Annotated in this window: 16 protein-coding genes; 2 read left to right on the top strand and 14 right to left on the bottom strand. The window is 61.3% G+C overall.

Going from position 1 to position 23,378, the window contains the following annotated elements:
• Positions 1-7 precede the first annotated feature (7 nt).
• From V3W40_RS03085 to V3W40_RS03120, 8 genes are all read right to left on the bottom strand, one after another.
• Positions 8-502 carry a fimbrial protein gene (locus V3W40_RS03085; protein ID WP_065926569.1) on the bottom strand — a complete coding sequence of 165 codons (495 nt, stop codon included), beginning with the start codon at positions 500-502 and terminating at the stop codon, positions 8-10.
• Positions 503-512: 10 nt separating this feature from the next.
• Positions 513-1,094: a fimbrial protein gene (locus V3W40_RS03090; protein WP_065948889.1), complete on the bottom strand. Its 582-nt coding sequence runs from the start codon at positions 1,092-1,094 to the stop codon at positions 513-515.
• Between the two features lie 22 nt (positions 1,095-1,116).
• Positions 1,117-1,878, bottom strand: coding sequence for a fimbria/pilus periplasmic chaperone (locus tag V3W40_RS03095; RefSeq protein ID WP_065926571.1), 762 nt, complete (start codon positions 1,876-1,878; stop codon positions 1,117-1,119).
• Positions 1,875-4,478, bottom strand: a complete 2,604-nt coding sequence (locus V3W40_RS03100) for an outer membrane usher protein (RefSeq protein ID WP_153227260.1) — start codon at positions 4,476-4,478, stop codon at positions 1,875-1,877. Before V3W40_RS03100 ends, V3W40_RS03095 begins: the two co-directional genes overlap by 4 nt.
• 19 nt (positions 4,479-4,497) lie before the next feature.
• Positions 4,498-5,058 carry a fimbrial protein gene (locus V3W40_RS03105; RefSeq protein ID WP_330214418.1) on the bottom strand — a complete coding sequence of 187 codons (561 nt, stop codon included), beginning with the start codon at positions 5,056-5,058 and terminating at the stop codon, positions 4,498-4,500.
• Positions 5,059-5,108: 50 nt separating this feature from the next.
• Positions 5,109-5,618, bottom strand: a complete 510-nt coding sequence (locus tag V3W40_RS03110) for a fimbrial protein (protein WP_065926573.1) — start codon at positions 5,616-5,618, stop codon at positions 5,109-5,111.
• 491 nt (positions 5,619-6,109) lie between these two features.
• Positions 6,110-6,736 (bottom strand): Pr6Pr family membrane protein, encoded by a 627-nt coding sequence (locus V3W40_RS03115; protein ID WP_065926574.1) that lies wholly within the window; start codon positions 6,734-6,736, stop codon positions 6,110-6,112.
• A gap of 4 nt (positions 6,737-6,740) precedes the next feature.
• The gene (locus V3W40_RS03120; RefSeq protein ID WP_330214419.1) at positions 6,741-6,974 is read right to left on the bottom strand and encodes a VF530 family protein; all 234 of its coding nucleotides are present in this window, start codon (positions 6,972-6,974) and stop codon (positions 6,741-6,743) included.
• A 149-nt stretch (positions 6,975-7,123) separates the two neighbouring features.
• Here V3W40_RS03120 and V3W40_RS03125 point away from each other — a divergent pair, with 149 nt between their 5' ends.
• Entirely contained in the window at positions 7,124-9,142 is a 2,019-nt protein-coding gene (locus V3W40_RS03125) for a TonB-dependent receptor (RefSeq protein ID WP_065926575.1), read from the top strand.
• A gap of 383 nt (positions 9,143-9,525) precedes the next feature.
• Positions 9,526-11,943, top strand: a complete 2,418-nt coding sequence (locus V3W40_RS03130) for a glucose/quinate/shikimate family membrane-bound PQQ-dependent dehydrogenase (protein WP_065926576.1) — start codon at positions 9,526-9,528, stop codon at positions 11,941-11,943.
• Positions 11,944-12,034: 91 nt separating this feature from the next.
• Here the strand turns inward: V3W40_RS03130 and V3W40_RS03135 are convergent, their stop codons facing one another.
• The 6 genes from V3W40_RS03135 to V3W40_RS03160 all read right to left on the bottom strand — a co-directional run bounded on the left by V3W40_RS03135 (position 12,035) and on the right by V3W40_RS03160 (position 23,279).
• Positions 12,035-12,454 carry a group I truncated hemoglobin gene (locus V3W40_RS03135; RefSeq protein ID WP_330214420.1) on the bottom strand — a complete coding sequence of 140 codons (420 nt, stop codon included), beginning with the start codon at positions 12,452-12,454 and terminating at the stop codon, positions 12,035-12,037.
• Positions 12,454-13,311 carry a DUF3034 family protein gene (locus V3W40_RS03140; protein ID WP_330214421.1) on the bottom strand — a complete coding sequence of 286 codons (858 nt, stop codon included), beginning with the start codon at positions 13,309-13,311 and terminating at the stop codon, positions 12,454-12,456. The genes V3W40_RS03135 and V3W40_RS03140 overlap by 1 nt, the downstream gene beginning before the upstream one ends.
• 9 nt (positions 13,312-13,320) lie before the next feature.
• A complete protein-coding gene (locus tag V3W40_RS03145) occupies positions 13,321-15,669 on the bottom strand; it encodes a bifunctional diguanylate cyclase/phosphodiesterase (RefSeq protein WP_330214422.1) in 2,349 nt (782 codons plus the stop codon).
• Positions 15,653-16,336: a methylamine utilization protein gene (locus V3W40_RS03150; protein ID WP_083221283.1), complete on the bottom strand. Its 684-nt coding sequence runs from the start codon at positions 16,334-16,336 to the stop codon at positions 15,653-15,655. Before V3W40_RS03150 ends, V3W40_RS03145 begins: the two co-directional genes overlap by 17 nt.
• Positions 16,337-16,556: 220 nt before the next feature.
• The gene (locus V3W40_RS03155; protein ID WP_330214423.1) at positions 16,557-20,789 is read right to left on the bottom strand and encodes a glycosyltransferase; all 4,233 of its coding nucleotides are present in this window, start codon (positions 20,787-20,789) and stop codon (positions 16,557-16,559) included.
• A gap of 153 nt (positions 20,790-20,942) precedes the next feature.
• The gene (locus tag V3W40_RS03160) at positions 20,943-23,279 is read right to left on the bottom strand and encodes a putative bifunctional diguanylate cyclase/phosphodiesterase (RefSeq protein WP_330214424.1); all 2,337 of its coding nucleotides are present in this window, start codon (positions 23,277-23,279) and stop codon (positions 20,943-20,945) included.
• Positions 23,280-23,378: the final 99 nt, after the last annotated feature.

Here is a 23,378-nt window from a genome sequence, read left to right on the forward strand (position 1 = left end):
CTCCTCATCACTGGTAATCGATCACGAAGGTGGCGGCAGCGTCGAATGCGCCTCCCACCAGCCGGCTGCCCGCGCGCTTGACAGGCACCGCCTGCACCACGGGAAAGTTCGGATAGGTAAAATTCACGCTCGAATTCAGCGCCCAGTCAGCGCCATTGAGCGACAGCTTGACCCCCAGGTCCGGGTTGCGGGTCGAGAGCACACGCCCATCGAACGAAGCCCCGGTCCCCCTGAGCTGGAGAGTCATCGCGTTACTGAACGGGGCGTCACAGGTGACGGTGTAAGGCACGTTGCGACGGTAGTTGACCCCGTCGATCCGTGACGTAAGAAGGTCATTGCCAAAAGGCACATTGAGCGTACCGCCGCCATTGATGACGCAGGGCGGAGGCGCAATGATGACTGCGCGGATGATCAGGCTGGTCTCGGCCTGCGCGCCTTGACTGACCGCCCACAACAGGCCCCCCACGATAAGAATGGCCCGCGAGCCGACTGACTTAGCCATTGTTTTGCCCTTACTCATAACTGAGCCTGAAATCCACCACGGCCCGAAACGCTCCGCTGGTCAACGGCGCGGAGGTACGCGTGGGTTGAACATTCCACGTCTGGGTCGTGCTGCCCTCGCTCAGAAACAACGGTTCGCCCCTGGAGCCCAGCTGTACATCGCGCCCCAGGGCATCGGTCAACCGCAGTCCCATCCCGGTGATGCCTTGCACTTTGACCAGTCGTGGGTCGTCGGCATCGGCAGGGGCAACAAACGTCACCGACAACACCGGTTGGTGAGCGCTCCATGCCAGGTTCCCGGTACGTTCGCTGCGGATACTGCCTGCGGTGCGCTGGCAATCCTGAAAACGCAGTTGAAACGGCTTCGATGGGGCCTGATCGCCAGGTCGTTGCAGCTGACTGGCAGACACGGCGCCCAAGTCGACCGTTTGATGCAACGATGTCATCTCCAGCGTGCAAGGGGACTCATGCATGGATCCGGAAACGTTCAACCGGCCACGCTGGCCATCGATTCCATCGTCATCCTCGGCGCCCGCGCGCGTTGCCAGGACCAGTAACACACAGCCCAGGACTTTCACGTTGTGCAACTTCATGACGCTCTCCCGCTGCAGGCTGCTACTCATTAGGCGTCGAGACTTGCAAGTTCACCTTGCATGTTTCGCCCGTGCAGGTGAACGCCAGTAATGGACGCCCGCCGTAGTCATTCACGTAGGCCAGGTAGGGTGAATTGCCCAGCGCCTTGGCCGTCGGCCCGAGGGTTTGCGTGCCTTTAGGCGGGATCATCACGGGCTCGAAACCCGGCACGGTCTTGCCGTCTTTGCTGCTGCGAGCATCCACCAGAGACACGTAGTAAGGCGTAGGGTTGTTCACCTGGTAACGGTCGCCCTGGCGGGTCAGGGTCAGCTTTTCCTGCCAGGGGTTGGACAGGTCTTGCTGACTGGGAGCGATGGCCTGCGGTCGGTAGAACAATTTAATCCGGGTCTGCAGCGCGATTTGCAGGGTGTTGGATTTGTCGCTGCGCGGTGGAATCTCCCGCAGGTTGAAGTAGTAGACCGTCTCGCGATCCTGCGGCAACGACTTGGCCGCCGGCAACGCCTGCACTTTCACCTGGCTTTGCTTGCCGGGCTCCAAGCGTTGAACCGGCGGCAGCACGATCAAGGGCGAGGTGATCTTGTTGCCCTCCTCGTCCTCGATCCAGCCTTGGGCCAGGTACGGCAGTTGGGTGTTGTTATTGGTGATATTCACGCTGGTCGCATCCTTGCCACCGTCAAAAATCACCCGGGTTCGGTCCAGGCCAACCGCGGCGCCGGCACTCTGGCTCAGCCCCAGAGCCAGCAGTGCGAAGACCAGGAGTGTGGGGTGCGTATTGAGCATCATGAGGCGTTGTTCTCCGTATCGGTACGCTTCCCGGTCAGCGCTGCTGGCTCGGGTGAGGATTGATCAGTGGCTACGCTCTGGCAGCGCAATTGCAAGGCATCGGTCAAACTGTCTGCGGGCAGCGCGACGGGCAGCGTGAGCAGGCAGCGTTCGATGCCGCCCCAACTGACGATCATTTGCTCACCGGCCTGAATACCGCTCAGGTAAACAGCGCCACCGTCGTTCACAATCCCGGTGTCCTGCTGTTTGGTGTTCTTCACCGTCGCGCCGAAGGGCGGTGCACTGCCATCCGGCAGGCGCAGGACAGCCATGGCCTTCTCACCGGCAATCACGTCCAGGGACCGATAACCAATGGCCCCTTCGGTAAGGGTCAGTTGGGTCACCGATTGAGTGGCTTCAACGTTGCTCGGCAGGTTCTCCAGGTCGACACTGGCGGCCGTACGCTGGTAGCTGCTGATATCGGAAATCACTGCCTTGCCGAACGCGTTGGTGCGGGTCGATGTGCCGTAACCACGCACAGGCACATCGGGCACACCTCCGGTGTCGAGCATCAGGCGGGTGCCACCGGTGCCATTGGTTCGGTGCAGCGCCGCACCGTAGGGCGTGAGCGTGCCGCCGCCGCGAATGGATGCACTGAGGGTCCTGCCACTGCCTTCCTGGGTGCTGGCGCTGAGATCGATGTCGGCCTGGTCGCCGATATGACTCAGATAGCCGCTGGCGGAGCGGTCGCTTGCATTGAGCTGGTAACTGTTGCGCTCATCGAGGCGATCGCTGTAGCGCGTCGAGAAACTCTCTTTACCCGAGGTCCTGTTGGCGTCCAGCGACAGGGTGCCGCTGCGCCCCAACGGCAGGCTGACCGTCAGCGCCATTCCGTTATCCTTGTAGGCATACTCCTGGGTGCGAAACATGTTCAGGGACAGGCTCATGTTCCTGACGGTTCCCACATTGAAGTAGCGCGACATCGACAGGTTCCAACGCTGAGTGTCCGGGCGCCCCCAATACGTCTGCTTGTTGTAGCTGGCGTAGACGGTCGCCCCAAGGTCACGAAACTGCTTGTTGAGCGTCACCGTATACAGGGCCTTGCTGTCGCCAATCGGCTTCCAGCCCTCGATGTATTCACCGCGCTCGATCCCGCCGCGCTCACCGTTCAACCCGTAATGACGGGCGTCCAGGTACTCGCTCATGCTCAAGTAGTTTTTCTCGGAAAACCGGTAACCGGCAAACGTGACCTGGCTGTCGTACTGCTCGAAGTGCTTGGAGTATTGAAGGCGGTAGGATTTGCCCGAGAATGTCTGGTTCCACACACTGGCGTGGGACTGGGTGGCATCCAGCGATACGGCGCCGAACGCCAGCAGGTCGCGACCGACCCCGACAGACAATGCGCGGTAGTTGTTATCCGTTATCCCGCCGCCAAACAGCGACCAGCCATTGCTGATCCCCCAGGAGAATTCGCCGGTGCCGAAAACGCTGCCGTTGGCGCCGTACTGAAGATCGGACGGGCGCCCGGTCGCCAGCTTGTATCGAACGTGCCCAGGACGTGTCAGGTAGGGAACGCCTGCCGTATCGATCTGGAAGGTCTGAACCGAACCGTCCTGCTCCTCGACCCGCACATCCAGAGTGCCACTCACGGCGTCGCTGAGGTCCTGAATGCGATAAGGGCCTGCGGCGACCAGCGTTTCATACAGCACGCGGCCCTTCTGGCTGATGATGATTCTTGCGTTGGTCTTGGCGACCCCGACGACTTCCGGTGCGTAGCCACGCAGGTTGGGTGGCAGTTGGCTTTGATCCGAGATCAGCGAAGCCCCGGTAAAACGGAAGCTGTCGAAGATGTCCGAGTACAGGTAGTCCTCTCCGACCGTCAAGCGTGCCTTCAGTGCAGGCACTGCGCGATAGGCGTAGTAACGACTCCACTCCAACTGTTGTTGATCCCTGGGTGCCCCCTCCACGCCTTTCTCGATCCGCCCCTGCCAGTCGGCCCTCAGGCGCCAGGCCCCGGCATTGGCGCCAAGGGTTCCGTTACCACTGAGGTTGTTGCGGGTGCCGTCATTCTTTTGATAGCTGGACTGCGCCGTCATGTTGTAGTCAACCAGCAGCCCCGGCACCCCCTCATCCCACCGGGACGGCGGATCCCAATGGATGGCGCTGTACTCGAGGTAGGCCTGGGGCAGGTTGATGTTCAGTGTGGAGGTGGCCAGGTCGCCACTGACCTCCATGCCAGGCAAACTTTCGGTATCCAGGCACTCGCCGTTTTTCCACCATTTGAGTTTGGCCGCGTCCGACGCCTTGAGACCCAATTGATCGACAAGATCCAGCGATAAACATGCCTGGCTGCCTTTAGGGTCATTATCGGGGGGATAGAAAGCCACCGATTGCTCAGCAATGGGCTGGGCATTGATCTGCACTACCATCGAATAGGTGCCCGGCAGAATAAACCCGCTGCGGGCAAACTGAGACAAGTCAATATTAGTGCGATCACTCAGATCAAGAACATCAGTATTAAACTCAATATCCCCAGCAGCCAGTGCAGTGCCTGCCAATGATATCAACCCGCCAAAAAGGCTTGGGCGCAGCGTATTTTTGACCTTCGCTGTATTTAACATGCAAGCAACCCATCAACGTTCAAAAATATTCCAACTTGAACCGCACGGCAGTACGGTGGGCTCCGGCCACTATGGGCAATCCGTTACCGACAAAATGAAGCGTGTAGTGCAGCGTCATATCGCCTTCCGTTAACGGATGTGGAGTCATCGGCCGACCCGGAACACTTAACTGGCCAGCGGAATCCTCAATATTCATCGCAACGCCTTGGGAGCCACCAAAGACCGCAAAAGAACGACCGCCTCTGTCGGTGGGGCCGTCAAACGTCACCCGAAGGTGCTGCCAGTCGGGCAGCGTTACCCCTGGACGGGATGGATCGGTACGACTCAAGGTGCAATTGACCAGGCGCAACTGGAAGGACTGGTCCTGGCCCCTGGCGCGCCGCAGGAACCGGCCAATGGGCTCGGGGTCCATATCGATGGTTTGATCGACGCTGACCAACTCCAGCCCGCAGGCCGAGTCGACGACCTCTCCTCCCAGCGTGACAAGCCCATCACCTTGAGCAGGCTCCTGGGCAACCACCCCAGGGCTGATGAACATCGCCAAAGAAGAGGAGATAGCGAGACTTATGAATGTTTTCACCTGTGCCTCCACCAGCCTCCCCCGCCACGCTGGGTGGCGGGGGAAAACGCTTACTGATAAGCCAAGGTGAAGTTGGTCACCGCGCTGAAGTCGCCTGGCACGATGTCGCCCGTGGCAGCGCCTTGTACATAGGCACCGAACTCCAGCGTGTTGTCACCGGCGGCAATCACTTGCGGCGTGGTAGCCACGCCCAATTCAACGGGTTTACTGCCATGGGTCATCATGATGCCCACATTGCCCGCGCTCCCGACGGTGCCCAGTGCACCCGGCACAACGCTCGATGGCGCTCCGGTGAAGGTGGTGGTCACGGTGTTATCGGTGAGACCCGCCAGGTCGCAGCCCTCAAGTTCAATCAGCAGGCGACGCGGCTCGGACTTCCCGCCCGCTTGCAATTGATGTTTTGCGATCGCGCCAAGGGGAATGGTCTGATCGACCGAATCAGGCTTGATAGAGCAGGCACCCGAATGGACCGACCCCAAGAACGTGACAGTTCCGTCCGCCGCCTGGGCAACGGACATCGACCCCACCAACAGCCCGATAGAGAACAGCGCGGTTTTCATTTTAGCTTTCATTTATAGATGCCCACATTAGTAATAAACGTCGTTTAAGTGATTCCGCCGCCGTGGCGCACAGAATTCCTCTATTTATTCCAATTACTTGTATTGCAAACCAGCTCATTTGAAGCCAGGCGATTATCCCGACCAGATTCCAAAAACATAAGTCGGCCAGTTCTTCTAATTACGTAGCCCTGCAACACTTAAACACATAGGAAAAACATGGCAAATTGCCAAAACTTTAAAAACATCCGTAAGAATTGGACTACATCGGTCTTAGTTGCAAAAGCTTGTCTTCAGATATAACTGTAAGAGAGGGATTACACTCAACGAAAAATAACAACATTTACTCGAGCACATCAACTAACGTGTTGATAAGTGCGCGACGTGGCGAAACACCGCTCAATGGAAAACCATGGACGGTGCGCAGTGGGGGGAATGACGAGGCTTAAAGCCTGGGAGAAGGGAGTTGCTCCCTGCCCAGAGATCCGTACAGGTTAAATTCGGGGTGACTTCAAGGTCTTGTCCAGGCCGACCGCCGCCAGGGCAACCAGCACGAACCCCAGCAGGATCCCCCCGGCATTCACAAACACTTGTGGATAACCCAGGGTGCCGACATCGATGAACGGGTACTGGTACTGCCCGAGCAAATCCCCGCGCAGCAGCACATAGCCGAAGTACACCAGCGGGTAGATGACCCACAGGCCAATGTGCTTGAGGTGCAACTGGCCCTTGGGCACGCAGCGCCACCAGTACAGCACGAACAGCAGCGGCATCACGTCGTGCAGCAGTTCATCGGCGATCCATTGAAAGCCTTCGGGCTGCCACAGATGCCGCAGCAACAGGCTGTAGGCCAAGCCGACCACCACGATGCTGACGGCGATGCCGCTGCTGACGCCGGGGGCGAGGAAAAACCGCCTGGCTGCAGAATCGCGCTTCACCCACGCATAGCTCAGTACCACCGCTGCCAGGGTATTGGTCAGCACCGTGAAGAAACTGAAGAAGTTGATCAGCCCGCCGAGCAGGCTGGCGCCGGACTCCCAGCGCGAATAGAAAATCAGGTATTGCTGAATCGCCAGGCCCACCCAACCGGCCAGCGCCGCTGCCGCCACATACCGCTTCATGAGGTCAATCCAGCGGGCGTTTGGTGCGCATCAGCTTGACGTACAAGCCTTCGACCTTCTCCCGCGCCCATGGGGTCTTGCGCAAGAAAGTCAGGCTCGACTTGATGCTCGGGTCGCTCTTGAAGCAACGGATATCAATGCGTTCGGCCAGGCCTGACCATTCGTAGTGTTCCACCAGGGTGGTGAGGACGTGTTGCAGGGTCACGCCGTGGAGGGGGTCGTTGTTTGTCGCGGTCATGCCGGGCCTATGAAAAAGTGCTCACGAAGGCGCACACCTTATCACTCCGCCCTGGCAGGTAAAAAAAGTTCCCGCTCCCGGCAAAAAAGAGATGTTATATTGTAACTATAAATCTCAAATCTTTTCGTCGTTTTGCCAAGGAATGTCCGATGTCCCTCTCCTCCCTGTGGCGCTTGTCGCCGCTCGCCGCCGCCCTGTTGATCAGCTCGGAAGCCCACGCCCTGGAACTGCAACCCCAAGTCATCACCGGCAACCCGCTGGGCAGCGAGCAACTCGCCTCGCCGACCACCGTGCTGGAGGGCGATGAGCTGACCCTGCAACAAAAAGGCAGCCTCGGCGAAACCCTGAACAAGCAGCCGGGCGTGTCCTCCTCGTACTTTGGCCCAGGCGCCAGCCGGCCGATCATTCGTGGCCAGGACGGCGACCGTATACGCATTTTGCGCAACGGCGTGGGCGCGCTGGATGCGTCGTCGCTGTCCTATGACCACGCGGTGCCGCTGGACCCGGTCAACGTCGAACGCATTGAAATCGTACGCGGCCCGGCAGCGCTGTTGTATGGCGGCAGCGCCATCGGTGGCGTGGTCAACACCTTCGACAACCGCATCCCCACCGAAGCCATCGAGGGCATCCACGGCGCCGGTGAATTGCGTTACGGCGGCGCCGATACCACGCGCAGCAGTGCGGGCAAGCTGGAAGCCGGCAATGGCACCTTCGCCTTGCACCTGGACGCCAACGCGCGGGAATTCAACGACCTGAAAATCCCCGGCCAGGCCCGCAGCCGCCACGCCCCGGACAGCGATGACGCACCCGGCAGGAACGGCCGCCTGGGCAACAGCGACGGGCGCCAGGACGGCGGTGCGGTAGGCGGCTCCTACACCTGGGACGACGGTTACGCCGGGCTGTCCTACAGCAACTACGACAGCAACTACGGCTCGCCGGCCGAGCAGGAAGTGCGCATCCGCATGAAGCAGGATCACTACGCCTTTGCGTCCGAGATCCGCAACCTGCAAGGCCCGTTCACCTCGGTCAAACTCGACGCGGGCTACACCGACTACGAGCACCGCGAAATCGAAGGCGGCGAAACCGGCACGATCTTCAAGAACAAAGGCTATGAAGCCCGCGTCGAAGCGCGTCACCAGCCCGTTGGCCCGTTCGATGGCGTGGTGGGCGCCCAAGTAACCCGCAACGAATTCTCGGCCCTCGGTGAAGAAGCCTTCGTGCCGCAGACCGACACCAACGCCGGCGCGCTGTTTATCCTCGAAGAAATGCAGGCCACCGAGCGCCTCAAGCTCAGCCTCGGCGGGCGCCTGGAGCACACCAGCGTCGACCCGGACGCCAAGGGCAACGCGCGTTTTGCCGGTGCCGACAAGACCAACGACTTCACCGCCGGCAGCCTGTCGTCCGGCGCGGTGTATACGCTGACGCCCATCTGGTCCCTGGCCGCGACCCTGGGCTACACCGAGCGCGCGCCGACCTTCTACGAGCTGTATGCCAACGGCGCCCACGTCGCCACCGGCACCTATGAACTGGGCGATGCCAACCTGAAAAAAGAAAAGGCCGTGTCCAGCGACCTGGCCCTGCGCTTTGACAATGGCACGCACAAGGGCAGCTTCGGCGTGTTCTACAGCCGCTTCTCCAATTACATCGGCCTGCTGGGCACGGGTCGTACGCTGAACGATGAAGGCGAAGAAGACGCGGATGGCATTCCTGAGTACGAATATTCCGGCGTGCGGGCACGTTTCGCCGGCTTCGAAGCCCAGGATCACATCAAGCTCGGCGAAGGCGCCTACGGCAAATTTGCGCTGGAGCTGTCAGGCGACTACACCCGCGCCACCAACCTCGACACCGGCGAAGCTTTGCCGCGCATCGCCCCGTTGCGCTTGAACAGCGGTTTGCTGTGGGAACTGGACCGCTGGCAGGCACGCATCGACGTCGAACACGCCGCTGGCCAGGGCCGTGTGCCGGATAACGAAAGCGGCACCGATGGCTACACCACATTGGGCGCGAGCGCCGGTTATCACTTCAATGTCGGCGGCAGCCAATGGCTGGCGTTTGTGAACGGTGAAAACCTGACCAACCAGACCGTGCGCTATGCCAGCTCGATCCTGCGCGATATCGCGCCGGCACCGGGACGCAGTGTGCAATTGGGCATCCGCACCACCTTCTAAACACACTGAAATTCCCCTGTGGGAGGAGGCTTGCCCCTCCCACCGTTATTTGGCAGCGACGATCTGTCACTGTTACCAAATCGGAAATGATGCATCTTGCGATTTGCGCTTTCTCTCGGCGCGTCCGCGCTTTATTCTTGTCGGCAATAAACTGAAACGTTTCACTTCCCCGGTCGATCCTATCTTGCTGATTATTCCTGCCCACCAAGACAGCGCTGTCTTACATCGACCTGCGCCTGGGGATATATCACCTGCCTGTGGATAACCCCCGCTTTCCCCAGAAAAACCGAATTAACGCTGAACCAAGCCCGTGCCGAATCGTCATCTACAGTGAATGAAGCACGGGGTTACACAATTATTCCAACGTCACGGAGAAACACACTATGAGCACTGATGGTGCTTCGAGCCCAAGCCGCCTGCTGCCCAGGCTGCTGGGGATCTTGCTGCTGATCATGGGCCTGGCCTTGCTGGCCGGCGGCGTCAAGCTGAGCCTGCTCGGCGGGTCGCTGTACTACCTGCTGGCCGGTATCGGCATCACCCTGACCGGCCTCCTGCTGCTGGCTACCCGCCGCGCAGCGCTGGGCCTGTACGCGCTGGTGCTGTTCGCCAGTACCGTGTGGGCCTTGTGGGAAGTCGGCCTGGACTGGTGGCAGTTGGTGCCGCGCCTGGCGCTGCTGTTCGCCCTGGGCATCGTCATGCTGCTCCCGTGGTTTCGCCGTCCGTTGCTGCGCGGCCAACCTGCCCCGCTGGGCACTGGTGCGCTGAGCGTGGCCGTGGTGCTGGCCGGTGCAACCGCCCTGGCCAGCCAATTCACCAACCCCGGTGAAATGGTCAAGACCGGCCAACTGGACCGCGACGCGGTACCGGGCATGGCCAGCGCTGCACCGTCCCAGGCCGATGGCGACTGGAACTCCTATGGCCGCTCGGCCTACGGTGATCGTTACTCGCCGTTGGCGCAGATCACTCCGGAAAACGCGCACAAGCTGGTACCGGCATGGACCTATCGCACCGGCGACATCCCCGGCCCGAACGATCCAGGCGAGACCACCGCGGAAAACACCCCGCTGAAAGTCAACGGCATGCTCTACGTGTGCACGCCCCACAGCCAGGTGATTGCGCTGGACCCGGACACCGGCAAGGAAATCTGGCGCTTCGATCCGAAGATCAGCAGCCAGGGTGCCGAGAACTTCAAGGGTTGGGCGCACATGACCTGCCGTGGCGTGTCGTATCACGATGACGCCGCCTACGCTTCCGAGCAGAGCCCGACCGGCAGCGCCAGCCCGGCCGCCGCACCGAATGCCTGCCCGAAACGCATCTTCGTGCCGACCGCCGACACCCGCCTGATCGCCCTGAACGCCGACACCGGCAAGATGTGCGAAGACTTCGGTGACAAAGGCCAGGTCGACCTGCGTGCCAACATCGGCAGCTTCGCCCCAGGCGGTTACTACTCCACTTCGCCACCGGCCGTGACCAAAAACCTGGTGGTGATCGGTGGACACGTCACCGATAACGTCTCCACCGACGAGCCCAGCGGCGTGATCCGCGCGTTCGACGTACACACCGGCAAGCTGGTGTGGAACTGGGACAGCGGCAACCCGGACGACACTACCCCGTTGGCCGAAGGCAAGACCTACACCCGCAACTCGCCGAACATGTGGTCCATGTTCGCCGTGGATGAAAAACTCGGCATGCTCTACCTGCCGATGGGCAACCAGATGCCCGACCAGTACGGCGGCGATCGTACCGACGATTCCGAGAAATACGCTGCGGGCCTGACCGCCCTGGACATCGACAGCGGCCACGTGAAGTGGACCTTCCAGTTCACTCACCATGACCTGTGGGACATGGACGTCGGCGGCCAGCCGTCGCTGATCGACATCAAGACCGAAGCCGGCGTGAAGCAAGCGGTGATGGCGTCGACCAAGCAAGGCAGCATCTACGTGCTGGACCGCGCCACCGGCCAGCCGGTGGTGCCGATCCACGAAGTGGCCGTGCCCCAGGGCGCTGTCGCGGGCGACCGTACTTCCCCGACCCAGCCGAAGTCCGAGCTGAACTTCATGCCACCGCCCCTCAAGGAGCGTGACATGTGGGGCGTGACACCGTTCGACCAACTGCTGTGCCGCATCGATTTCAAATCCATGCGCTACGACGGCCCGTTCACCCCGCCATCGCTGCAAGGTTCGATCGTTTACCCAGGTAACTTTGGCGTGTTCGACTGGGGTGGTATTTCCGTCGACCCGGTACGCCAGATCGCCTTCGTGAACCCGAGCTACATGGCGTTCAAATCCAAGCTGATCCCGGCGGCCGATATCGCCAAGCAAGGCCCTCGCGTCAGCGAAACCCAGGGCGTGCAGCCGAACAAAGGCGCGCCGTACGGCGTGATCCTCGAAGCACTGCTGTCGCCCCTGGGCCTGCCGTGCCAGGCACCGGCGTGGGGTTATGTGGCCGCGGTCGACCTGACCACCCACCAGACTATCTGGATGCACAAGAACGGTACCGTGCGTGACAGCTCGCCGGTTCCTGTTCCGCTGACCATGGGCGTACCGAGCCTGGGCGGCACCTTCACCACGGCCGGTGGCGTGTCGTTCCTCAGCGGTACCCTCGACCAGTACCTGCGTGCCTATGACGTGAAAAACGGCAAGCAACTGTGGGAAGGCCGCCTGCCAGCCGGCGCGCAAACCACCCCGATGACCTACACCGGCAAGGACGGCAAGCAATACGTGCTGGTCGTGGCGGGTGGTCATGGTTCCCTGGGGACTAAGCAGGGTGACTATGTGATGGCGTTTAAACTGCCGGATTAAGCAAGACTGGCGGTAAAACAAAGGCGGCTACCCTCAACAGGTAGCCGCCTTTTTTATGTGTGATGCAGGACTGAATGTGGTGTTCAGCAGACTAGCGCTCGATCACTTCTCCACGCATCGCAGCCAGCCGGGCAATCAATCGATTTTGCACCGCTACCGCAATGCCCTCGCGGTCCATCGCCTTGATCAAATCCTCCACCAACGCATTAAAGTCACTGCGGCTCACGTTCTGGCCCTTGTGACTCTCGGCCATGCTGTCACCGGTGTAGGTGCACGGCCCGCCTGCCTCGACGCAGAACTGTTCGATCAACTTGTTGCGCAAACGCTGGATATCGATGCGTCGGAAGCGTTCGACAATGCGCTCATCGCGGGCAATGTTGAGCAGCATGCCTTCGACAATCCGCGTGATGCCGGGCATGGCGCCGAGGTCGCGGTACAGGCTGTCGTCCTTGGGCGGTTGCTGGGCGCAGGCGCTGAGCAGCAGCACCAGGGCGATGGGTAGAAAGCGCATCAGAAACTCCCCTGCACCGACAGGTAGGTGCCGTTCTGGTTATCCAAGGTCGCGATTTCGCCGAGGCGGGCGTAGGCCAGCACAAACGACAGGTGTTTATTGGGAAAGTAGCCGACAAACACATCGGCCCAGTCGCTTTCGCCGGCGAACGACAGGTTGTCGGGTTTCTCGCGGTACTCCACGCCCACCGCCCAGCGCGGGTTGAACAGCAGCGCCAGCGAGCCTTCCTTGAGCAGGCTGCGGCTGTCGCGACGGTCGCCGCCAAAGCCGAGCAGGCCGGTTTCGTTGGCGCGGCTGTAGCGCAGGCTGGCGTTGACCAGCACGTTGTAGCCAAACGCGGCGCCCATGAACAAGCGGCTGGCGGCGAGGTAGCCCTCCACATCGCTGTCGCGCTTGGCGCCGACCAGGCTGGGGATATCGAAATTGGTCTGGTGCTTGTATTCCAGGCCGAGGGACACCTGCGGCAAGCGGTCGTAAATCACGTCACCGAACAGGCGAACCTTCACGCCCATTACATCCTGGCCGAGGTTGTCTTCGGGCAGGTTGAGCTTATGCACCAGGCTACCGAGGTCAAAGCGCTGGCGGGCGAAAGACACTTCGACCCGGTTGTCATAGGCCAGCGCCAACCCGGCCACGTCCAGCCGATAATCCGGCAGGTTGACCGTGGTGGCGAACGCCGTGGCACCCCACTCATGCTGTTCGCCGTAGCCGGTCAACACCGCCCACGGCGTGATCCCACCGCCGGCCGTACCCTCGATGCTGCTGGCACCGCCGGTGGCGATCAGGCGACCGTTATCGGCCAGGGTGGTTTGCACCGTCAGGGCGGCCAGGCAGCCGATCACTAGAGAAAGACGCACGTCAGCCACTCAATGAACCAGGGAAGTTTGCGCACTGAGGGGCAAGGCCACCCAGGCTTCGAAAGCGTCGGCGCTCAAGGGCCGGCTGATCAGATAACCCTGGGCCGTATCGCACTGCCAGCGTTCCAGAAGACGCAGGCTGTGGGCGTATTCAACGCCCTCGGCGACCACTTTGAGGCCCAGATTGTGGCTCATCTCGATGGTGGAACGCACGATCACCGCGTCTTCACTGGTTTCATCGAGGTTGCGCACAAAGGATTGGTCGATCTTCAATTCTTGCACCGGCAAGCGCTTGAGGTGCGCGAGGGACGAGTAGCCAGTGCCGAAGTCATCCACCGACAGGCTGATGCCGCAATCGCGCAGCAGGTGCAGGACTTTGAGGGCTTTTTCCGGCTCGCGCATCACCGCGCTCTCGGTGATTTCAAACACCAACTGCTCCGCCGGCAAGTTATAGCGCCGCAACAACGCCGAGACGCGGTGAGCCAGCTCATCGCCGAGCAAGTCGTCTGCCGAGATGTTCAACGACAGCTGCAGGTACAGGCCACGGCGGTTCCATTCACACAACTGACGAATGCCTTCCTCGATCACCCAATGGGTCAACAACTGGATGCTGCCCGAGCGTTCGGCCAGGGGGATGAACTCCGCTGGCGAGACCATGCCGAACTGCGGGTGCTGCCAGCGCAGCAAGGCTTCGGCCTGGCGCACATGGCCTTGGCGAATGTCCAGCTTGGGCTGGTAATGCAGCAGCAGTTGGCCCTGGTTGGGCGCGTGACGCAGGTCGCGGATCAGGGTGATCTGGCGGCGGTGCGCGAGGTCGCGGCCCTGCTCGTAGATTTGCAGGCGGCCGGGCATTTGCGCGGCGTCTTTCATGGCGATGGCTGCGCGCTCGAGCAAGGTGTGCGGGCTTTCGCCATCGGCCGGGAATGCCGCGATGCCCAGGCGGCAGTCCAGCGCCAGGTCATGGCCGTTGATGCGCTGGGGGCGCAGCAACAGTTGCTGGAGCTTGTCGGCCATGCCCACCGCCTCGTCGCTGCCGGCGCCTTCGAGCAGGAGCAGGAACTCGTCGGCAATCAAGTGCGCCAGGGTATCGCCGGGACGCAACACCGCCTCCAGGCGACGACTGACGGCCAGCAGCAATTGGTCCACCGCATCCGGCCCGGCGGTTTCGCTGGCGGCGCGCAAGTTGTCGATGCCCAGGTAAATCAGCGCGACCGGCCGATTCAACGCAATGGCGCTGCCCAGGCGCTCCATGGCCAGCGCGCGGTTCGGCAGGCCGGTGAGCCGATCATGCAGGGCGTTGTGGGCAAGCTGCTGTTCGCGCTCGGCGATCCCGCTTTGCATGGAGTTGACCGCATGGGCCAGCAAGCCCAGTTCGTCGCTGCGGGCCAGGGCCACCGGCGTCTGATAATCGCCCTGGCCAATGCGTTCGGCCGCCAGGGCCAGCGCCTGCACCGGGCGCGACACGGTGCGCGCCAGCAACAAGGCACCGATCAACGAGGCCAGCAATGCGATCAATGCGATACCGAGGATCTTTTCATCCAACGGCACAAAGGCCTGCATCGCCGCATCCAGCGGGCTTTGCAGCAAGGCCAGGACCTTGCCGTTTTCATCACTGGCCAAGACCAGCGACTGGCTGAGGAAGCTCTGCTCCAGATGATCGGTGGTGGACACGCCACGGCGCGTGGAATCGCCCTGCATCAGGCTCAGGATACTCCCGCGCAGCGCCTGGGGCTGGGTGGTGACCAACTCGCCGGGCTGGTCTTTATCAATCGCCAGGAACGACACTTCGAGGTTGCTCAACGAACGCAACTCATCGGCGAACACGCCGTCCATGCTGAAGCCCATCACCACCCGCGCAATCGGCAACGGCGCCAGCACCGAGGCCTCCACCAGCAGGTGCGGCTTGCCTTGCAGCGGCACGATCAGCATGGCCTGGCGATTGCGCAGGGCTTCGCGCAGCGATTGGTCATAGTGGAAGGTCGAACCTTCGGGCACTTCGCTCAGGGTGCTGGCCAGGACTTTGCCGTCCATGCCCAGCAGGATCATGTCGCTGGCGTTGATGCGCTTGCCGTGGTTGAGCAGCACCGAGCGCATCGTCGCCGAATCGCCACTGGCCACCGCATCACGAAAACCGAAGTCGGCCGCCAGCAATTGCACGCCGTCGGCGAGGCGCCGGCCGCGTGCGTCCAGCAAGCGCTCGAACACCCGCGCGCCCACGTCCAACAGGGCCAGCGCCTGGCTGCGCACCGCCGAGCTGGTGGCGGCCTTGACGCTGAAGTACAGCGCACCGATCACCACCAGCAGCAGCAGGATCAGAACGCTGGCGACCCGCGCCTGGAAACTACTGCGCAGGTTCACGGGCAGCTCGGTTGAAGGCATCGCCAAAGGCGCTTGGCATCGGTGTGGGTGGAAGATCTTCGGACGCGGGCTCAAGGGCCAGCACCACGCGGTGGCTCAGGCCGGCGGCGGGAACATGCAGGGTGCCGCCATCCAAGGGCTGCATATTCGCCAATTGCGGATGCCACAGGGTGGCGTGGTAATCGCCGGGAGGCAGTTGCTCCAGGCGCACCTGGCCCTGGGCATCGCTGACGCCAAAGTGCGGATCGTCGGTGACGTAGATATAGCCGAGCATCCAGTCATGGATATTGCAGCCCAAGACCACCACGCCGGGCTTGTCGAACAGCAGCGGCTCGCTGGGCGTGCCTTCATACAGGCGCAGTTCGAAGCGTTTGGCCGCGGAGAAGGAATACACCTGGTGCCGGATGTTATCGCTGTTGGGGAAACGCACCTGGGTGCCGGTATGGACCGCCAGCACATGTGGGGCAAAACGCTGGCCACGTTGGTCCATATTGGCCTTGAGCACACCGGCAGGCGCGCCTGCCGGGCCCTGGAGGGTCACGACTGCATCGGCAACCGGGCTGCCATCGGCCTGGCGCATCGAGACCTCAAGCGTGGCCGCCGACGCGGGGCATGCCACTGCCAGCACCAGCGCTACACGGGATAAGAAGTCAGTCATTCGAGCCATGGGATATCCGCAAAAAATGGAAAAAGAGCGGCCAGCCCTGGCACAACGAAGCACAGCCATGATGCCGCAAGCAAGGCAAAATGCCATCACTGATTATGAGATGAGGCTTGACCGTTGGTCGGCAAAAACCTATGCAATCGGTCAAGCTCTGTAGAGGATGTCGACCATTCAAGAGAAAGCTGTAGCCGAGCGCCCGTTTTTTCCGGCCGCCACGGCTACCTCAATCTACTGCCCTGGCCATGCTGGTTTGCGAACCGATCTCTACCGCAAACTTGCTGTTGAAGGGCAAGTAATGGTTGTAAGCCTCGGCAAAGGCTGTGGCGTCTGAAGAAGACAGCTTGATACCCGCGAGCGACGGATCCGTTGCCGCCCAACTCAAGTCATAGGCGCTGCCCATGGTTTTCCTCAGCACGTCGTTGAACAAGGTCGGCCCCGTGACTTCAAAAATCCTGGTCTGGTACTCATTGAACGTCTTTATCTGCTCGGCGGTAGGGGTTCCCTTCAAGTAAGGGCGATTACCTTCGAGCCATTGCTGATTGCCTTTGAAACGACGGTACAGCTCATCGCTGATATCGCGCAGCACAGGATTATTGGGATGACTTGCAAACACACTGGTGTTGTAGCCAATAAAATCGGTGTCTGCATAGGAAACATGCGAGTTCAATAACACCTGATTACCCGTCGCCTTGAGCTCCACCTCACCGATATTGGCCGTGACCACGTCATCACTGTCCAGGTAAATACCGCCCCGGTGATTGATCAGCGGGTAACGTAATGCATCACTGGCCGCCGCGTAGTTTTGCCCCGCGCCTTGGCGGAAGAACTGATAAACCTCGCCGGAATCCGATGCCTTGAAGGCTTTGAAAAAGGCATCATCGTTCAAGTTACGCACGTCCAGGTTGCGGCCTTTGCCCTGAAGTTGCGCTTTTATCTGCTCGAACACCTGCGGTGTGTCCGCATCGATATGCACAATGGTTTTATAAGCAGAGGTCTTTTCTGCGTTACTGAGAACAGTGGCGAGCCGATCATCCGGCATGCTGCCGCCCGCCCAGATGTAATTGATCTCCTTGGGGATGGCGGTGGCTGCCTCGGGAATAGGCAGCGCTGCAACGCGCACGGTTCTGATACTGCTGGGCGAAGGCAATGTGTCTTTGACTTTCAAGTATTCCTGTAACGGCCCGGCGCGCCAGTCGTAAGGCCCGGCTCGCCAGAAAACATCACCCAGCGCATCGCCCCGGCCGATTTTACGCCAAGCGCCCAGTTCGGCATCAAACCTGACTTCAGTCGTAAAGTTAGCGAGAAAGGTTATTTGCCCATCCCTCCTCACCACTTGCTCAACCTCGTCCATCGGCAGTTCAACCAGCTTGTAGTCCTGTGACGCAATGCCGTCTCCACCCTGTAACCCCAAGCGACGCCACTGTTCGTTGCCACGGTTGCTGAACAGGAACTCGGTTTGCCGGTTGGTCTTCGGGTTAATCAGCCGCGCCTGCACACTCCCCGGGCTGCCGGCCTGCGACACCTCGCGAACTTTATAAACCGAGGTTTTCCCCGAGCCGTCCGCGTGGCGAATGTACTGTGCGCCGTCCTCCCCTCGGTAGATACCCTGGCTGTCAGGCGTCAACCCCGCCAACTTCGCTTTACTGACCGCATACTTGTCGAAGTGCACATTATCAACGGCACCCGACGCAACTGCGGGTGGGCTGACAGGGCGAAAATCCTTGAGCGCCGGGCCATAGGCCGTGCGAGTAGTGACATCGTAGGCATGCCACTTGCCCCGATGACGCTTGGCAATAACCTTCAATCCCTGCGTCGATGCACTCGCCAAACCCATCTCACCTTCGACAGCACCCGACATTTTTGCGTAGGCGTTGAGATTGAAACCCTGCCCCTGCAGCCATTTCAGTTCCCTATGACCGGCCTGCCAGAGCGTTTTGATGCCTTGGGTGGCCCGCAGCCCCAAGCCCCCTAGACCTTCCACCGGGTTCAGACCGCTGAGGGCGGCCCGGAACAGGATGTCAGACGCCTTGAACGCTCGCGTTCCAAGCCGCTCAGTCACTTTGCCAGCCACCTTCGCCGCCGAACCCAGCCCCTTGCCGACTGGCACGACGAAACCAAAGATATCCAGCGCAAAATCGCGCACAGCAGCACCGACGTTTCCGTTGGCGGCATTCTCGATCGCGTTTTTGAGCGGAATCAAACCCGTGACAAAATCATGTCCGGCCTTGATCTGCGCCTCCTCATCTTCCACCGCCGTCGACCCGCGTGCGGCCGCTTTCATCGCTGCTGGGTCATACAGCAGGTGATTGGCCATGACCTCAGCAATCTGGCCGAAGCGAGGATGGTCGATAGTCGGAACCGCGTCGTCCATCGCCTTTCTGTCCTCGGGCAAGAGCGGCGCATTGAGTTTTTCGGTCAATAAATCATGGGAGTACGTGCCCGGTCGCGGGGCAGTGCCTGAACGGTAAGCCTCGTAGTCCAGCCATTCGCCGATCCCTTTGGCTTGACGGGCTGCATACCCCTCAGGATCCGCCACTCGGGGCGCTGGATTCGGCGGATTCCTGGGCAGGTCCTCGCGCTTTCGAATGAGCCCCTGCAACGGGAAAAACTCATAGGACGCATGCTTGAAGTCGGCATAGGCCCGGCCAGTGTCACGCTTGTCCCTTGGGGTCAGGACCCGCATCCACAAACCGTAGCGCGCCACGGCGGCCTGCGCTTCGGCGTCGGACTCCAGCCCCTCGGCCTGGGCCTCACTGGCCTTGCGCAAGGAAAAAAACTCTACCTGGCCGGACGCGATGGTTTGCCTGTCGCTCAGCGGCAATTGCGAGAGTTGATGTGCGACCAATGTCGTGAGACTCGCCTTCAGGCCACTCACGTATGCATCGAATTGCTCATCGAAGATTTTTCCAACGTCAGGCAGCGGCGTGACCCTGTAATGCCGATTACCCAGGGAAAAATCGTGACGCACCCCTCGCGGGATACGGTCCATTTTGCCGGCCATGTAAATGTCCAGCAGTGAGTGCAGCTCACTCTCGCTGGCATCAATGTGGGTGATGCTGATGTTTGGGACTTCAAAAGAAACATCGTCTCCATAGGCTTTTTTCAGTTCGGCAAGCGCAATGTCTCTTCGGGTGGGCATCGTCGCGGCCAACTGACTCTGCGCCTTTTGCAGCCTGGTCATGGTTTCATTGAAGGTTGTCCGTAACCCATCCAGTTGTTCGGGCGTATACACCCTCGGATTGGCCGGGACTCTGCCCTGGGCAATGCCCCAATCGACCAGCGCCTGCTCCTGGGCGTGACGCTCGACGATTGCCTGAGTCAGCGAGACCGGACCATGGCTCTCACGCGTCATCCACTCGCCAAAAGGAATGCACGCGGCAACACCCGGTATCGCGTGTTCGCTGGCCTCAACCACTGCCGTGAGCCTCATCCAGGCGGGTGACCCCACCACCAGATTGGCGGGCATATCAGGCACAAGAAAGGTCGGTGCCGCGCCCACGAGCAGCAGCCAGGCCGCCGCAGGAGCCAAGGCGGAGGTGACTTTGCCCTGCGCCACCAAGTGCTGGCTCAATCGCTCCACTACCACGGCCGGGCTTACCCCCCAGTTGGCCGGCGCCAGCAAGTCATACCCGGCCACCTGCCCGCGTTGGCTGCCTGCGTGCGGGTCAAGTTCCAGCACCATCGCTGCCATCGCCCATTGAGCGGCGCTGGAAGGTGTAGATACGCCGTCGAAAGCCGCCTCGAGTTTTTTCCCCAACGCTTGGACTTCGGGACTTTCAATCATCTGTTCAATCCGCTGCACGACGCCTGCGGGTCGACTTGAATCAACGTGTTTCTCCTGAAAGAGCGCGAACAAACCCTTGCCAGGCGAAACCTCGGCCAGGGTCTGCGAGACCATCGCCTGCAGCCGACGCCTTTGCTCTGCGTCCAGCGCAAGCGGCGTGGACAAAAGGCCCCAGTAGTTGCCCCGTTCAAGCGGCTCGGGCAGAGGGTTTGAACTCGCGTAGAGCAGGTCTGCCAGTTGTTCCGGGGTGTGTGGAACATTCAAGCCGGACTCCCTTAGAAACCAGGCCACCGGCACTTGCGAAGCAGGCTCAAGCCGATTTTCGCGTCCAAACGTTGAAAGGGCATCAGCAGGCATCATCTGACGGTCCAACAAGGTTGCAACCTTCAGGCTCGGGTTTTCCAGCGCGGCCTTTTGCACCGCCCCCAAGGCCGTTATCAGGCTCTGCGTGTTGCGGGTATTGCCAAGCCGTTCTCTCGCTTCATCCAGGCTCTGTTCAGAGCTAGACAGTGACCTTTGCAGCGAGCGCCCAGGGTTTACCTGCACGGCTGCGGGTGGCGAGCTTGAATCATGGATTTGGATGGGTTCGCGCTGATGCCCTTCCCAGGGCAGGGGCGACTGAAGTTCAGGGCGAGATTGGCCAGGGAGGACGGTTGTAGGAATGGTGCGCATGAATTGCCCCTCACAGGCCCGTCGAGAGCGGGCCAAGGTTAGGAAAGGCCGGAGAGAGTTCCGGAGTAACCTGAGTGCAACTTGGAGAAAAATCGGCGAGACGAAAATTTTAGAAGCTGTTTCACCCAGCCAAAACGGCATGGAATAGGTCAGTCACGGTGCCACCCGCTCACGCCGCATCCACCGCTCGAACGCCAGGGCATTCAACGGTCGGCTGATGAGATAGCCCTGGGCCGTGTCGCAGTTCCACTGTTTGAGCAACTTGAGACTAGGCTCGAACTCCACCCCTTCGGCCACCACCTTGAGCCCCAGGTTGTGGCTCATTTCGATGGTGGAGCGCACGATCACGCCGTCGCCCGTGGCGCTATCGAGGTTGCGCACGAACGACTGGTCGATCTTCAACTCCTGCACCGGCAGGCGCTGCAATTGCGCGAGTGAGGAGTAGCCGGTGCCGAAGTCATCCACCGACAGGCTGATGCCGCAGCCGCGCAGTTGCTCCAGCACGCTCAAGGCTTGTTGCGGGTTGTGCATGATCGCGCTTTCGGTGATCTCGAAAATCAGCTGCTGGGCGGGCACCTGGTAGTGCGCCAGCAAGGTGGTGACGCGGGTCGCCAGGTCATCATCGGCCAAGTCATCCACCGAGATGTTCACCGACAACTGAATGTGCATGCCGCGCTGCGACCACTCGCCGATCTGGCGGATGGCTTCTTCGATCACCCACAGGGTCAGGCCGCCCATGCTGCCGGTGCGCTCGGCCAGGGGGATGAATTCGGCGGGCGACACCAGCCCCAGGGTGGGATGCTGCCAGCGCAGCAGGGCTTCGGCCTGGCACACCTCGCCATGCTTGAGGTCGAGCTTGGGCTGGTAGCACAGGTACAACTCGCCTTCGACGACGGCCCGGCGCAGGTCGCGGATCAGGGTGATCTGGCGCTGGTGGGCGAGGTCGCGGTCCTGCTGGTAGATCTGCAGATAACCCGGCAGCGTCGCCGCATCGTGGCGGGCGATGGCGGCGCGACTGATCAACTCTTCCACCTGCTGGCCATCGGCGGGATAGGCGGCGATGCCGATGCTGACTTCGTGGCGCACTTCGTCATTGCCGATGCGCTGGGGCTCGGTGAGCAGTGCGTAGAGGCGGTCGGCGCGGGTCACTGCACGGTCGATCTCGGTGTTCTCCAGCAACAGCAGGAATTCGCTGCCGGTGATGCGCGCCGCGGTATCGCTGGCCAGAAGGCTCATGGACAAACACCGGCTGGCTTCACGCATCATCTCCTCCACGCCCTCGGGGCCGAAGCCTTCGTTGATCACCCGGTAGTTCTCGATGCCCAAGTACAGCAACACCACCGGCCGCCGCGCACTGATCGCGCTGCCCAGGCGCTCCATCGCCAGCGCCCGGTTGGGTAGACCGGTGAGTGGGTCGTGCAGGGCGTTGTGGGCCAGTTGCCGTTCGCGCACGGCGATGCCGCTTTGCATGGCGTTGAAGGCGCGTGCCAGCAAACCGAACTCATCCTGGCTGCGTACCCGCACCGGCGTGCGGTAATCACCGGCGCCGATGCGCCCCGCCGCCTCCACGAGGGCGTTGAGCGGGCGCGACACCCGCCGCGCCAGGAACAACGCGCCGGCCAACGACACCAGCAGCACCGCCAGGGCAATCCCGAGAAACTGCCGGTCCAGCGGCGCAAAGGATTCCAGCGCATGGTCCAGCGGGCTTTGCAGCAATACGCGCACGTCATCGCCGTCGCCGGTATTGGCCAATGGAAGCACGCGGCTGAGCACGCGCTGACCGTGGAACCCATGGATCTGTGCCTCAGGGTTGAGCGGAGCGTCGTGCAGCAGGCTGAGGGCGGTGGCCCGGTACGCGTCGGGCTGGGTGCTGAACAGCGGGCCGGGCGTGCCGTCCTGCACACTGAGAAACGACACTTCCAGGTTGCTCATGGAGCGCAGTTCATAGGCGAACAGTTGGTCCATGGCAAAGCCCATCACGATGCGCGCGATGGGCAACGGGTCGCGCACTTCATCGTGCACCAGCAGGTAAGGCCGCCCATCCAGGGCCACGATCACCATGTGCAGGCCATTGCGCCGCGCATGGCGCAAGGCGGCGTCATAGGGGAACGGCTGGCCGCGGGTGAGGATAGGGAGTGTGCTGACCATGACCTTGCCATCCAGGCCCAGCACAAACACGTCGCTGGAACGGATGCCGGTGCCGTGGCGACGCAGTGCCGCCAGGATCGGCGCGGGCTTGCCTCCGGCCACGGCCTGCTTGAACGGACCATCGCCGGCGAGCCAGTCGAGCCCGTATTGCAGGCGCCGCCCGCGCAGGTCCAGCAGACGCTCGAATACCTGGGTTCCAGTTTTCAGTTGGACTTGTGCCTGGTTCTCCACGGCACGGCGGGTGGCGCTCTTGACGGCGAAATAGGTGGCGGCGACCACCACCAGCAGCAACAGCGCCAACACCCCGGCGATGCGGGTTTGAAAGGTATGGCGCCATGTCATGGCAGTGCCCTCTGGCAGCGTTCGCCTCTCTCTGCCGCCGCGTCCCTTAGTCATGTGCAGTCCCTGCGCCCAAACCCGCCGTCAAAAAAACATCTATTT

The sequence above is a fragment of the Pseudomonas sp. AM8 genome, assembly GCF_036346475.1.
GTDB lineage: Bacteria > Pseudomonadota > Gammaproteobacteria > Pseudomonadales > Pseudomonadaceae > Aquipseudomonas > Aquipseudomonas marginalis.